We start from the raw sequence: 15,703 nt of genomic DNA on the forward strand, positions 1-15,703 counted from the left end.
TGTCGTTTCCCGGCAAGTGCCTACGCTGTACAGCGGTTTTTAACAGCGTCACGTTCTACGGTACCCACGCTTACTAAATTAAGCAAAGAATCGATTGACATTTCACCGGATAGAAATTGTTCTTCGAGTTGATTAGCAAACGGATGCGGTGGCTCAAACTGGCAGTCTAGCTTGGGCGCACGACTTGCTGCCGAGCCGGCTTGATTGACACCGTTTAGCCAAGTGACCACCTCTGCGCGATGATTCTCGACAAGGTACGCTGATAACGTCGTCACAGTGGGATAGTCAAACAGTATCGCCGCGCTCAGCTCGATGCCCAGTGCTTCACCCAGGTGGTCAACAAAGCTTGCTCCAAGAATTGAGTCAAGGCCGTAATCAGAAAACGGCTGCTCGCTATCGACCTGCGCTGCGTCGAGCTGCAACGCACTGGCCAGCCCTTGCACCACCAGCGCGGCGACCGCTTCTTGTGAAGCACCATTCACTTGAGCGGTAGCCACCGGATCAAGCACGGGCGCTGACTCAAGGCCATTGACCCATTCAACATTGCCACGCTGCCCGCCGGCCAGCCGGGCACTTTCCGCCGGGTATTGGTCAAGCAGGTAGTCAACCAGACTGTTCAGCGTCGGATAGTCGAATAGCAATGCGGTATTCAGCTCTGTACCTAGCGCCTCCCCCAAATCGCCGACAAAACTGACGCCAAGGATTGAGTCGATGCCGTAATCGGCAAACGGTTGATCCATCATAATCCGCTCTGGCTCCAGTTGCAGCGTTTTGGCCAGGCCGCTGAGCGCCGCCGCGGTCAGTGCGTCACGGCTGTCGCCGTTGCCGGCCACCTCAGCACTGCGCCGCTGATCGCAGCTAGGCTGGAGTTGAGGATCGCTGTACTGCTGCGCTGAGCGATTCGCTGAGGCCGCACACGCGTGACCATCACTCTGAGCAACAATAATCTGCTGGCCGAGGCAATGGGCGCACTGCGCCGGAAAAGCAACGTCGCAGAACCCGGTTTCGCCCAGCACGCTGGCCCAGCTTTTTGGATAGAGCGCCGGCGTGCCAGGAATTCTCAACTCAGGGTCTTCGTACAGCCACCAGCCCTTGAGCAAGCCAAAAGTGAGGTGAGAGAACAGCGATCTGTCACTAATCTCGTTCATCACTAAGATCCCGCCGCGACGCAATATCGCCTTGGCGTGACTTAAGGTGCGGCGAATTCTGCCAGTAGCATGCAGCACGTTGGCCGCAATCACAATATCGTAGTGACCTGGCGTCAGTCCCTGGCTTTCCGGCGAATGCTCGACATTCCACAGTTGGTAAGTGAGGAAAGGATGAGCCGGACCGTACGTCTTTTTGGCGTACATCAAAAATGCCTTGGACATATCGGTGTAGCAGTATTCGGCGATCTGCTCACGCCAGGGCTGTAGCGCCGGCAGCACAATTGACGTGGTGCCTCCGGTGCCAGCACCAATCTCAAGGATCCGAATTCGGCATTGGGGATCTTTGGCCAGTAGCGCTTCGATGTGCCGCTGAACCACACCCGTCACCACCTGGTTGAAGTAGTCAGACAATGCATTATTGCGATAGACCCCTTCGACCTTCTCCATCGATGATTTGGGGAAAATGACATCGGTTGCCTGAACTCGGCCACTGAGGATCGCCGGAAGCTGTTGCAAGCAGGCGTCAACTAGCTCAACCTGGGCCTTGCGCTGAGCCGAAGCCCTCAACTCGCCGCTGAGTTGGTGCCAGCGTTCAGCCAGTTGTTGTCGCTGAGAGAACGCCTTGTCATTAGCGCAAATCTGCGTGCCACGGCGCAACACCAGGCCATGCTGTTGCAGCAGATCGATACAGGTTGACCACCAGCGACTATAGTTATCGCCAATGCCAGCCTGACAGCGCATCACTTCGCTGTCTTCAAAGCATCCCGGCTGTTCAAACAGTCCCATACGACACAGCTGGACGAACGTCATGCCGGCCATCGCCTCGTCGAAAGGCAGGGGGTCATGGGCAGCCAGCAGCGGTGCAGCGGCCACGCGGTAGCGCTCAAAGCCATCGATCGGCCTGCGGTCACCGGCGTCTGCGAGCACAATGGGCTCCGGTTGCAACTGCATTAATTGCTGCACGGGTGCTGAAGCCGCCATGCAGATAACATGATCGAGCTGGCCCCGACTCAGTGCCTGAACAAAGCGGGCGAAACAGTCAAAGCCGTCGCGATCCTCCAATGCACCGGCGTGGCGGCTCATCGGTTGCGCCGACGGGTCAACTGCCTGTTGCTCCGCGAGCGACGAAAGCCAAAATCCCCAGTTGATTGCGCCGACCGGAAAAGCGGCATGGCGCCGCAGGCTGCGTACCAGGCTGTCGCAGAAGGTGATCCCGGCAGCATAAGCGCCCAATTTCGCTGCACCGGAGAAGGCAAAGCTCTGCCCCGACGAGAAGTAGCACATGAAATCCAGCGGTTCATTGGCAAACGCCCGGTAGAACTCAATGCCACCGCGGCTTTTCACGCCCAAAATCTCGTGGAACTGCGCCTCTGGCATCCGGGTAAGCGCATCTTCATGGTTAAACACCACGCCAGAGAAAATCGCTCCGTTGATCATGCCGTAGCGCTGCTTGATCTGCGCTACAGCACGCTGTAGCGATGCCAGATCGTTGGCGTCGGCCTGAAGGTACGTCAACTGCGCTGGATCGAGCGCACCCCCGACACTGCTCAAACAGCGATCCAGTCGCTGTCGCACCTTCGGATCGTCCGCCCCACTGCGCCCCAGCCAAATGACGTGGGCTTGGTAGTCGGCAAGCAGGTAACGACTGATGATCCCACCCACTGTACCGCTGCCCCCGAGGATGACGTAAACGCCGCCGCGCTTGAGCGCCGGGGTGACAAAATCTGTGTTGGCTCGCACCGGCTGCTGGGCCTGCCAGGTCAAGCTGAAGATGCGGCGTCGATAGCGCTGGCCTGCGCGCAGGCACAACACGTCACCACGCGCCAACCCGCGCTCACTTTGCCACTGACGCACCCACTGCGACAGACCCCGGCTATCGGCCAGCTCACGACTGTCAACATCGATATGACGCACCCGGAATCGATGCTCGCCCTGAGCAATGGCATAAGCCATGCCGGTCAGACCGCCGCCAAAGGCGTTGACTGGCTCACCGGCAATGTCAAAGTTGTTTTGGCTAATGATATAGCTGTCAATCGCTTGGCGTCCGCCATGCTGCTTGAGCCACTTGATCAACCGGAGCAACAAAATCTCGTTATATTGCGGGCTGTCGAGCAGCGCCTGCCAATCGGTTGGCTCGCCTGAGCCGCCGATAAAATAAAAACAATCGATCGCTGGATACCCACCGAGACAACCATCCAGTGCTTGCGGATCCGCCACATCCAACAACCAGTGATCCGTGGCCACCAAACGGTTTCGCTGTCCCGGCTCCACTCGAATGACCCTGCCACCGCCGGCAACGAAATCTGCGCTGGCGAGGTACTGGCTTGCGATCGCTTCGACAGCGGCCGCGGCCGACGCACAAGCGACAATCAACACGCAACGGTGCTCGCTGATCAGAGGCTGATCGTGCTGCTCATCGGCCTGCCAGCACGATACATAGCTCAGTCGATCACAGACGGTTGACGCCACCGATGCAGCCGCCGTCTCCGTCGCGCTTGCGGGTTGGGCCGGAACTTGGGTTATCTTGGCAACTGCGCAGTCGTCACTGGCGATACGCACGCGGGCAGAGGGCTCGCTATTGGGCAACCAGAAGGTCTCGCGAGCAAACGGGTAGACCGGCAAGCTAATCCGGTATGGCCGCGGGCCCGGGCGTTCCGCATGCAGCAGCGACCAGTCGATTACCTCGCCGTCCACCCATAGTTGCAGCAGTTTGTCGAACTTACCGCTAGCCGCCCAGTGGCGGATAACCGGTGCCCAATCGTCATCGGCTTGATTGGCCAACCGTTCGCGCTTAACGTCGCCCACATAGATGCCATCATCCGCCTGGCCGCCGCTGTCGATAAACGCCCGCAGCTTCATCGCTAGCGTAACGGGCGTCTCAGCCACCAGGCCAAGCCGCGTCGCCATCTTCTCCCGGCCGATTTGCAGCGTATAGGCCAGGTTGGCCAAATCCGCACCCGACATAGACGGCCGGGCCTCAACATAAGCCAGCAGCGCCTTGGCGTAGTCGCGCAAACGCTCGCCGTCTCGGGCCGACAACAGAATGACCTCAGCGCCACAATGGTTTGGCAGCTCGCGGTATTCGTCGTGCTCCTGCAGCAGCACATGCGCATTCGCACCACCCGCGCCAAAGGAAGAGACGCCAGCGATGCGCGGTCCTTCCGTTGCTGGCTGCCAGTCGCCCAACGCCTGTTGCAAGTAAAACGGCGTGGCATCCAAGGTCAAGTTGGGATTGAGCTTGGCGGCATTCAGACTCGGCGCGATCTGCTTGTGCTTGAGCTGAAGAATCACCTTGCTGACGCCGGCGATGCCGGCCGCACCTTCTAAATGGCCAATATTCGATTTCACCGAGCCCAGCGCGCAACGACCCAGATCGACGCCGTCCATCGCAAAAGCTTGGCTCAGCCCGCTCACCTCGATCGGATCGCCGAGCTCCGTGCCCGTGCCATGGGCCTCGATATAGCTAATCTGGCTTGCGTGCAGCTTGGCTTGCTCGATCGCCAGGCGGATGACTTTGGCTTGAGCTTGGGGATTGGGCACCGTGTAACCGTTGGTTTTACCACCGTGGTTGACCGCCGTGGCACGGATGACTGCATGAATGTTGTCTCTGTCCGCTAACGCCTGCGACAGTGGCTTCAACAACAGAACGCCGACACCCTCGCCGGGTACGAAACCGTTACCGCCTTCTCCAAAGCTGCGACAGCGACCGTCTTGCGACAGCATTTGGCCGGCACATAACTCGACGTAGTTGGACGGATGCAAATAGAGGTTGACGCCACCCGCAAACGCCATTCGACACTCACCGCGACGCAGGCTTTCGCAAGCCCGGTGCAGCGCAGTCAAAGACGATGAACACATGGTATCCACCGGTTCGCTCGGCCCGTTTAGGCCCAGTACATAGGAGACCCGGTTGGCCGTTGAGCTAAACGAGGTGCGCGGGAATATCAGATGACCTTGTTCACGCAACGCCGGCCCATAGAGGCCGTATCCGGTTTTGGTGATCCCGGCGAAGACACCGACATTGCCTTGGTAGTGTTCGGCCAGACCCGCCTTCGTGATGCCGGCGTCTTCCAGCGCCTGCCAGCAGGATTGCAAGAACAACCGTTCCTGCGGATCCATGTTGACCGCCTCACGAGGCGAGATATTGAAAAACAGCGGATCAAACTCGGCAAAACCGTCAACAAAGCCACCCCACTTACTGTAGCTACGGCCTTGCTTCAGCGCTTGCTGCACTGAGTCAACATAAAAGTCCTGCAGCGGCCAACGATTCGCCGGAATTTCGCTGATGCAGTCGCGTCCCTCTTTGAGGTTGCGCCAATACGCTTCGAGGTTGGCGGCTTGAGGATAGCGACCACTCATGCCGATCACCGCGATGGGCTCAACCGCAACCTCTCCCATCAGCTCAGCAGCCGTGACGCTGCGCTCAGCCGCCGTCGTTTCCGGCTTGGCGGTCGCTGGCTCGCGTTGGCTTAAAGCTTGGCTCTGGACTTGCCCGCAGCGTTGCTCTTCGGCTAAACCGCTCCACAACAGGCAAGCGCGATGATGCCGCTCCACCAGATAGCCGGTCAGCTTGTCCAAACTGTGGTATTCAAAAAACAGCGTCTTTGACAGTAGGCGTTCCGCCGGCTGCAGCGATGTCATTTTGGAGAAAGCGTCTTCCAGCGCCTTATTGAGCCGGGTGATCATAATCGAGTCGATGCCGTACTGTTCCAGCGGCGCGTCAGACTCGACACGCGCGGGCGGCAGCTTGGTGACTTCACAGAACACCGCCTTCAGTCGCTCAAGCGTGGCGGCGGCCAGCCGCTCACGATCCACAGTGGCATCGGCCAACGTCACCGAGTCTTGCGCGCCGCTGCCAGCCGCAGCCAGCACCGCGGCCAACTCTTCAGCGGCTGACGTGGCGGTGAAATGACCACGGATCTGCGACAGATCGCCCTCAATGATTAATAGCCGTTCCAGCGCTGCATTCAGTCCCAGTTGTACTGCGTTGACACCATGGAGCGACTGCATCGGTGCCATCCCGGTCTTGCGGCGAATGTCTGCCCGATCGGCAGCGCTGATCTGCATGCCACCGTCCCGCCACAGCGGGTAATTGATTGACATCGTATGGCCAAATCGCTGACCCTGCTCCACCCGCCTGTTGCGCAAGCTGGCAAAGTGGTCCATGAATGCATTGGCCGCCGCGTAGTCAGCCTGCCCCACACTACCCAGCACAGCCGAGCACGATGAAAACAAGACAAAAAAGTCTAGGTAAAGCCGACGGCACGCCCGATCCAGCAGTTCGGTCCCGATGACCTTGGCCGCAAACACCTCGGCAATGTCCTGGGGGGACTTGCGTGCGAATAGCCGATCCCTATTGACACCTGCGCTATGCAGCACGCCATTGAGGCCGCCATGTTTGGCGCAGATTTCATCTATCAACTGCTCCAGCGCTTGGGCATCGGTCAGATCGACCCGGTAGTAGCTGACTTGGGCGCCGGCGTCGCGCACTTGCTGCAGACGCGCCTGCTGCTGCGGGTCGAGCGCCGAGCGGCCGATCAAAATCAAAGTCGCCTCGCGGCACTGTGTAGCGATCGCGTTAGCAAAGATCAGCCCCAGACCACCCGCGCCGCCGGTAATCAGGTAGACGCCCCGATCTTTCCAGGCTGCCGTCTCGCCATGCCTGTTTATCGGTTGGCCCGCCGTGACATCATCAGCCAGCTCCTGCCATTGCAGCTCCAGGTGGCCACCATCAGCGCCGCTTCGTTGCAATACCGAACTGCCGCTGCGGTGTGTCTCAGAGAGTATCGCCGTTAGCTCACTCAGCTGTAATGCTGGCAATGGCTGGCCAGCCTCAACCTCGACCAACAGGCAACGCGCGCTGAGTGTGGGCTGCTCCAGGCAAGCCGTTTTCAGTAGGCCATCGAGACCCGCGTAAAGCAAACTGTCCGGCTCGTGCTCGGCAATGACCAATTCGATGTGCACTCGGCCACTGAGCTTTTGTAGACGCTGTAACAGTGCAATCGCCAACTCCTGGTAACGTGCTGCCGGCGTGCTCTTGTTAGAAGCCAGGACCTCACAGCTGAGCGCACCTCCTGCAGCGGTAGACAAGGATTGCCATTGCGCCACCTGTTCACTGCTGAATCCGACCAAAAACAGCAAACACTGGTCAGCTCCATCATCCCCGTTTCCGCCGACAGGCTCCTGCCAAACAGGCCGTGCGACGAACAAACCCGTAGCAGACTGCGGCAGATCTGCGCCCGTTGATTCACTCATTGCAGTCGGCGCTTCACTCACGTTCTGCGCAGCGATGACCGAGCGCGCAGTTTGGTCGACCCAGTAACGCTCCTTGGCAAACTGGTAACTCGGCAGGTTCAGACGCCTCGCCGATCCGGCCGGCCACCGCGTCGCCCAGTCGATCTCGGCTCCGCCGACCCATTCGGTGGCCAATCGCCCAGCATCGTCAGCCAACGCTACTGGCAAATCGCCGTTGGCCAGCCGTGCCAGTTGGGCTTGCAGTTCTGAAAAACTGTCGGCCACCACCGCCGCCCGCACCCGCATCGGCTCTCTAGCAGTCTGTAAAGTAAAGGCTATATTGGCCAGCAGCCCCTGCTGCGACGATGCGTTTTTGTCCAGCCAACGCGCCAGCGCTCGGGCATTGTCCTGCAAGCTTTCAGCGGTTTTGGCTGACAATGGGAAAATCCGGCTAACTGTCGGGGGCGCCGGGCACGGGTCAACGGCTTGTCTCGCTTGGTATTCACCGATGACCAAGTGGGCGTTGGTGCCACTATGGCCAAAAGCGTTCAGCGCCGACAGCAGCCGTTCGCCGCCCGTTGGCTGCCAGTCAATCGCTTGGCGGTTGATATAAAACGGCGAGCCCTCCAGTTCAATCAACGGGTTGAGCCGTTCAAAGCCGGGCATCGCCGGCAGCTTGCGATGCCGCATCGACAGTAGAATCTTGATTAAGCCGATTACCCCAGCACCCGCGGCCGCGTGGCCGAGGTGAGCTTTGGCGCTGCCCAACACACAATATCCGTGGGCATCGGTGAACTGACGGAACGCGCGGATCAATGCGTTGGCTTCGACCGGATCACCGAGCCGGGTTCCAGTGCCATGGGCCTCGACATAGCTGATCTGCGATGGGTCGATCGCGAACTTACGATAAGTATCGCGGATTAACTCCTCCTGAGCATCACCGTTTGGCGCAGTAATGCCGTTACTGGCCCCGTCCTGGTTCACCGCCGACGCTTCAATGACACCATAGATCGGATCGCCGTCGGCCTCGGCATCCTCCAGCCTTTTCAACACCACCATGCCGACACCTTCGGAGATCACCGTGCCGTCGGCTGCCGCGTCGAATGCGTGACATTGGCCGCTGGGGCTAAGCATGTCGATTGCCGACAGGCTGATCAATCCCCGTTGATCCAGCAGCGCGTACACCCCGCCGGCTAGCGCCATCGTGCTTTCTGCGTGACGCAGGCTTTCGCAAGCCTGGTGGATCGCCACGGCAGACGAAGAGCAACCGGTGTTGACGACCATCGCCGGCCCTTTCAGGTCGAGGAAGTAAGACAGTCGAGAAGCCACGATCGCCTCGGAACCACCCGTAAAGGAGTCGTGGTGATAGCCACCGGGCTCCGCGCCGACGTAGACGCTGATCGCACGACCCGCCAGCGTCATCGGGTTATAACCCGCGTCTTCGAGCGCCTTCCAGCTTTCCTGCATCACCAGCCGCTGGTGCGGCGTCATCGACTCCGCTTCGTGAGGCGTGAGGTTGAAAAACAGGGGATCGAAGCAGTCACGGTTCTTAAGTATCCCTGCCCATTTGCAGTAACTCTTGCCTGGCTGCTTATCGGCACTGTAGGCACGGGGATCGAGATAATGCTCCGGCAGCGCTTGCACGCTATTGTGCCCGGCCAGCAAGTTATCCCACAGTTCATCGACATGATCAGCGTCAGGAAACTGTCCGGACATGCCGATCACCGCAATCCGCCCGCTAGCGGCCGTGCTCGCCAACGAATGGCCGGTCGGGGCTGCGTCGATCGACGTCGGCCGACCTGCGCCAACTAGCGCGACGGCCATGACCGGGCTCATCGTCGCTGCCGCGGCAGCGGCTGCCGGTGGCTGTGTCTTCGAGGTGTCGTTGGCGGCTACGGTCGCAGCAGCACGGGCGTCAATCGGTTCAGCCAGCGCCTGTTTGATTTGCTCGCCATACGTGTTTTGCAAGTAGTCCCGCAGCTTAGCCACCGTGGCCTGCTCAAACAGGATCGCGCTATTGAGCTTGATTCCCAGTTGTTGACTCAAATGCTTGACAAAGCCCACCCCAAGGATCGAATCCACGCCATAGTCGGAAAACGGCGTGCGTAGCGTGATGCTCTGCGCGTCAGCCTTAAGCGTGTTGGCCAAAGAATCAATGATCAATTGCTGCAGTTTACCTGCCATATCTTCGCATTGTCCGGCCTTGCTTGCAGGGTGCTCGTTTAACATTGAGTCGTTTTCCGATTGGAGCGCCGATGTGGCTGGGGCTGGTTGTCCCATGTCTTGCAGGACTAACCCGTCACTATGGGCGGTGATGATTTGTTGGCCTAGCGTGGCCCCGTGATTGATCCGCAGACTGACCTGCTTGAAGCCCTCACTGCACAGCAGCTCAGTCCAGCTGTCATCGGCTAATAACGGCGAGCCGGGGATCCGCAGTGGTTCGTCTTCGTACAGCCACCAGCCGTCGAGAAGGCCGAAGGTCACGGTCGCCGCTGTGGTCTTGCGGTTCAGCTCGTTTAACGCCAGCAGGCCACCACCGCGTAGCATTGCCTTGGCGTGGGCTAGCGTGCGGCGCATATTGGCTGTCGCATGCAGCACATTGGTGGCAATGACGATGTCATAACCGACAGCGGCAGGATTGCTATCGTCAAAAGCTTGGCTGATATCCAGAATCCGGGTCGTGAAGTAACGGTGGTCAGCCGCGAAACAACGCTCGCCATGCTGTAAAAACGCGCGGGAGATATCGGTATAACAGTATTCACCGATTTGCCCAGCCAACGGCTGCAGCGCGGGCAGCAGCCTTGCCGTGGAGCCACCCGTGCCAGCGCCAATTTCAAGGATCCGCACCGGCCGCTGGGGCTCCGCCTCGATCCGGCGGCGCACATCATCGGTCACCACCGCCGCTAATTGATCGTTGAAAAAATCCGACAGCGTATTCTGTTTGTAGATCCCTTCGACCTTGGCCATCGAACCATCAGGGAACAATAGATCCGTAGGCTGAATCTGTCCAATAAGAATGTGCGGTAGCTGTTGCAGGCAATCGTCGATCAAAGCCACCTGAGCGCGACGATCACGGTCTTCCAGGTAGCGATCACGCTGCTCCCGCCACGCAGCCCAGATCGCTGCTCGGCGCTCTTGGGCAATCTGTACCGCCAGGCCGAAGGCCTCACCCTGCTGCTGTAGATAGCCATGTTCTACCAAGATCGCCAAGCATTCGTGCCACCAGCGACGATACCTGTCGCTGATCCCTGCCTGCTGTCGCCAAGCTTCAGCGCTTTGCTGACCTGATGTGGTGAAAATCCCGAGCGTCTGCAACTGGATCAACAGCAATACGGCGATCGACTGGTCCAGCATCCGAGGATCAAAGATGTGCTGCAGCCTGGCAAGCTCGGCGGGCTCCAGCTCGACGCTCTGTGCAGGTCGCGCTGGCACGGCAAGTGGGTCCAGCTTGTACTGCCGCCCCTGCGGCACAGCCATCAACTGACGCACTGCCGTTGAAGCCTTGATACACAACAATCGGGGCAGCGAGCCGCCGGCCAAGTTGGCGACAAAGCGGCTGAAGCAGGCAAACCCTTCGTCATCGTCAAGCGCATCCATGTGTTGGCTGATCGCCTGCGGTTGCAGCGACGCGCGCCAGAACCCCCAGTTGATCACGCCGACCGGGAAAGCCGCCGCTGGGCGGATCGCGTCGGCAAAGGCATCGGCAAAAGTGATGCCGCACGCATACGCCGACAATTTGGCTGCACCGGAGAACGCAAAACCCTGGCCGGAAGAGAAATAACAGAGGAAATCGAGTGGCTGCTCGGCAAACGCCTGATAAAAATGGATGCTGCCGCGACTCTTAACTTCAAGAATTTGCCTAAATTGCGCTTCCGACGTCTGTTGGATGCTGTTTTCAAAGTCAAAGACCATGCCGGAGAATATGGCGCCATTGATCCGCCCATAGCGTTGTTTGATCTGCGCCACGGCCTGCTGCAACTGCGACAAATCTGTCGCGTCGGCCTGAATATAGTCGACCCGACCATCGAAAGGAGCCGCTGTCACACTTTGCTGCACCTCGCGGCTGTCAGCGGCCTTGCGCCCCAGCCAGATCACGCGCGCCTGATAATGCTCGATCAGCTGGCGACTAATCACCTGACCGATGACACCGCTGCCACCCAGGATAACGTAGACCCCTTGACGCTTTAGCGCTGAACGGCTGTCACCGTTCACTGGCAAAGCCAATGGTGTCAACTGTTGAACAAAACGCTCGCCTCGGCTGAGCTTAATCAGCTCTCCCCGCTCTGAAGCGGGTTCAGCAAAGATTTGCGCCAGCAACCGCTGCCGACTGTCTCGCGTGTCTAACTCCACAGAGCGAATATCCAAGTTGCGAAGTTGCACCCGGTGATCACTCTGGGCCATCGCATAACCCAACCCGGCTATGCCCGCTCCCAGCGGATTGCCTCCTCGTTGCTCACCGGCAAAAGCGTAACGGTCCAGCGACAACAAGAAACAATCTACCCACGCATCAGCGGCTAAATGGTGCTGCAATGCCTTAAACAATCTTAGCAGGGGCAATTCGTTGTGTTGCACGCTATCGGCTAGCATCAGCGGCGTGACGTCGTTCTTGGCTTGCGCGCCAATCACGATAATCTGTGCCACCTTGCCGAGCGCCGCGAGGATCTGCGCAAAACCTTGCGGATCCTTGTAGCCACAACGCCAACGCCCCACCGCTAACTCGGCAGTCGCTCCCGTACCGCAGTCGATCTGTACCACCGTGCGGCTATCGCGATAATGGTCAGCCAGTGCCTCTAGCAGCAGCCCGGTCGCAGCGCCGCGTTGCTCCGCCGCCACGAGCACAATCGCTCCAGGGCCTGCCAATGTGGCCTGCTCGGCCGCCGCTTGCGGCTGCCAGCGCGGCAAATAACAGCAATGGGATAAATCGCTGTCAGCCAGCACTTCACCATCGCGCAACGGCAACGGATCTGCCCCCTGGACTTTGACCCCGCCGTGACACGGGGCAGGATGTGCCAGTCCGGGCATCCAGTAACTATTTTTGGCGAACGGATAACCTGGCAGGCTCACTCGCATCGGCGGTCGATCAGCGCGATCAAGATAGAGCCGATTCCAGTCAATTGCGCCGCCACGCACCCACAACGCCGCCAATTCGGCTAACTCACGTTGTTCCAACCAACGGTCGATTTGCTTTTGGGACTCAGCGTCGGACCACTGCGCGTCCAGCGCCTCGTCAAACGGATCGACATGGCCGTGGAACACATCGTCGTTAGGCTCACCAGTGAGCCACCGTGCCAGGCAGCGTCGCAGATCTGGAAGAGCGTCAACGATGAACGCTAGCCGCACGTCCATCGCTTCTCGTCCCACTTGTAACGTAAAGGCCAGATCGGCTATCTCAACCTGGTGACCGTCTTCACTGTCAAGATAAGCCTGCAATCGGGACACCGACTCAGCTAGGCGCTGTTGATCACGAGCCGACAGCAGGATCAACCAGGGACCGGCTGCGGCGGGCCGTTGATCTACCGCGCCAATATATTCCTCGACAATTAACGAGGCGTTAGCACCGCCCGCCCCAAAAGAGGAAATCGCCGCGATCCGCGTGTCGCCGTTGGCTGGCCACGGCGTCAACTGCCGCTGCACCCGAAATGGCGTACCTTCAAAATGAATTTTTGGATTGAGCTGCTCGGCGTGTAACGACGGCACCAGTTGGCGATGCTTGAATTGCAGCAGCACCTTGCTTAACCCGGCGATACCCGCTGCGCTTTCACAATGGCCAATATTGCTCTTGACGGAGCCAATGGCACAACCCTGACTGGCCACGCCGTTGCAATTGTCAAAGGCTCGACTCAAGCCGCTGATCTCAATCGGATCGCCCAGAGCGGTGCCGGTGCCATGGGCCTCAATATAACTAATTCGGCTGGCGTCGATTGCTGAGCGCGACAGCGCTTTTTCTAACACACGCTGTTGAGCGCCGGCGCTGGGCACGGTATAGCCGTTGGTCTTGCCACCGGCGTTAATCGCGCTGCCACGAATCACCCCATAGATTGGGTCACCGTCGGCAATCGCCTTGTCCAGCGGCTTGAGCACCACCGCGCCCACCCCTTCACTATCCACGAAGCCGTCAGCATCACCGCCAAAGGCACTGCATCGTTCGCCTGGCGACAGCATCATCATCTCGCACAAATTGACGTAGTGGTGCGGATTGACGATCAAGTTAACGCCGCCTGCAATCGCCATCTCACAGCTGCCGTTAGCCAGGCTTTCAATCGCCAGATGAATCGCTGTCAGGGATGACGAACAAGCGCTATCGACCACCAAACTCGGTCCCTGTAGATTCAGCTGATAGGACACTCGATTGGCAATCGACCAATAGTTGCTCATCGGGTTATAGCTACCGTTCATGACCCCGACAAACACCCCAACTTCACCCTGTCGATACAACGTTGCCGGGTTGTAGCCCGCATCTTCGATACTGTGATAGGCCACTTCAAGGAAAAGCCGCTCTTGCGGATCCATCCGTTCAGCTTCGCGGCGGGAGATTCGGAAAAACGCCGGGTCAAACTGGTCAATGCCCTTCAGAAAGCCACCCCAGCGGGTGTAGATGTGGTCGGCCTTTCCTTTCTCCGGATCAAAATAATGGCGCCAATCCCAACGATCCGCCGGAATTTCATCGATCGCGCAATGGCCACCGGCCAGGTTACGCCAAAATGCAGTCATCGACTCTGCACCAGGATAACGGCCGTCGAGACCGATAATAGCGATCGTATTCTTGCCGGCCTGCCCAATAAAGTCGTCCGTCGCCGGAGCGCGATCGGTGTTTGGCGTGCCATTGACCTCCAACGCCGGCTGGGCATTGGCCTGCGGCACGAGCTGTACAACGGTTGCGGACCCCTTGTTCGGTTCAACGTTAGGCTGTTCCAACAAAGCTTTAAGCTCGTCTTCTCGATGCTGAATAAAATACTCAGTCAGCGCCGCCAGAGTCGGCATTTCAAAGAACAACGCACTGTCGATCGCTTTGAATTGCTCATTAAAAGCGTTGGTCAGTCTGACCACTAGGATCGAGTCTAGCCCGTAGTCCTCCAGCGGACGAGACAAGCTCATTTTGTCTGCCGGAATCTTCAGCGTTGACGCCACCAGTTCCCGAAGGTAGTCGCTCACCCGCCGCCGCCAATTGCCCGACGCTATGCCATCCTGCGTCGGATTGGAATCGTCATCACGCTTGCTGACGATAGAAGGCCGCGCGCTCGGTCGCTCCGTCTTTGCGATAGGTTGACGCACGATACCGTCACTCTGAGCAACGATGATTTGCTGGCCTAGGCCGTGGGCCTGTTTGGCGGGAAACAGAACCGGGCTAAGCCCCTCCTGCTCCAGCACCGCCTGCCAGCCAGCCGGCGACAATCCAGGGCAACCCGGAATACGCAATGCGCGGTCCTGGTAGAGCCACCAACCTTCTAGCAGGCCAAAGCTCAAGTGGGTGAACAACGACGCTTCACTGATTTCATTGAGCAACAACAACCCACCTTTGCGCAAAGCAGCCTTGGCGTTGCGCAAAGTCTGGCGGATCTCCGGCGTGGCATGCAGCACATTGGTCGCCACCACCAAATGATAACGATCTGTAGTGATCCCCTGCTCCATGCAAGAACGGGAAACATCGAACAGCCGGGTTTGTAAAAATGGGTTATCCCGGCCAAACTCATGGGCGCCATGCTGTAGGAAGGCATGGGATAGATCGGTATAGCAATATTCGTCGATATGCGCCCGCCATGGCGCCAGCGCAGCCAGCAACCCTGCCGTGGTACCGCCAGTGCCTGCACCGATCTCGAGGATCCGCAACGGCTCGGCATCTTTAGGACGGCTTTCAATATAGGCTAACGCCGCTTCGATCAGTACCCGATTGAAGTAATCGGAGATCCTGTTGTGTTTGTACACCCCTTCCACCAGCGCCATCGAGCCACCAGGAAAAATGACGCTGGTCGCCGACTTTTCGCCAGTCAATACAGAGGGCAGGTCCTTCAGACAAGCGTCAAGCAACTGCGCCCTGGCTGCCAAGTCACTATCCTGGCGCCAACTCGCTAGCCGCTCGTGCCATTGCCGCCATAATGCGTCGGGGTCGCCGACCTCAATACCCGCAACATACTTTAGGCTTTCTGCTAGCCAGAGGTAGAAGTAATCCGGCATGGCGTTACCGTGCTGCGGCGCAAGGCGTCGCAAATCCTCGCTGCGATGCAGCCTTAATCTGTGCAATTGGGTCGCCAGTAGGCGGCACGCCAGCGCTTCAAGTTCACCGGCCGGCGTTGCTGTAGTCTGATTTGCGTCTGTTAGCATGC

General features: G+C 58.8%; 1 protein-coding gene. It reads right to left on the reverse strand.

Going from position 1 to position 15,703, the window contains the following annotated elements:
- Positions 1-20 precede the first annotated feature (20 nt).
- Positions 21-15,701 (reverse strand): SDR family NAD(P)-dependent oxidoreductase, encoded by a 15,681-nt coding sequence (locus KQH60_RS07940; RefSeq protein ID WP_237575926.1) that lies wholly within the window; start codon positions 15,699-15,701, stop codon positions 21-23.
- Positions 15,702-15,703: the final 2 nt, after the last annotated feature.

The sequence above is a fragment of the Mycetohabitans sp. B8 genome, from assembly GCF_021991875.1.
Lineage (GTDB): Bacteria > Pseudomonadota > Gammaproteobacteria > Burkholderiales > Burkholderiaceae > Mycetohabitans.

Excerpts from the sequence above, each read along its gene's own strand:
- KQH60_RS07940 (WP_237575926.1), bottom strand. The coding sequence starts at position 15,701 with ATGCTAACAGACGCAAATCAGACTACAGCAACGCCGGCCGGTGAACTT.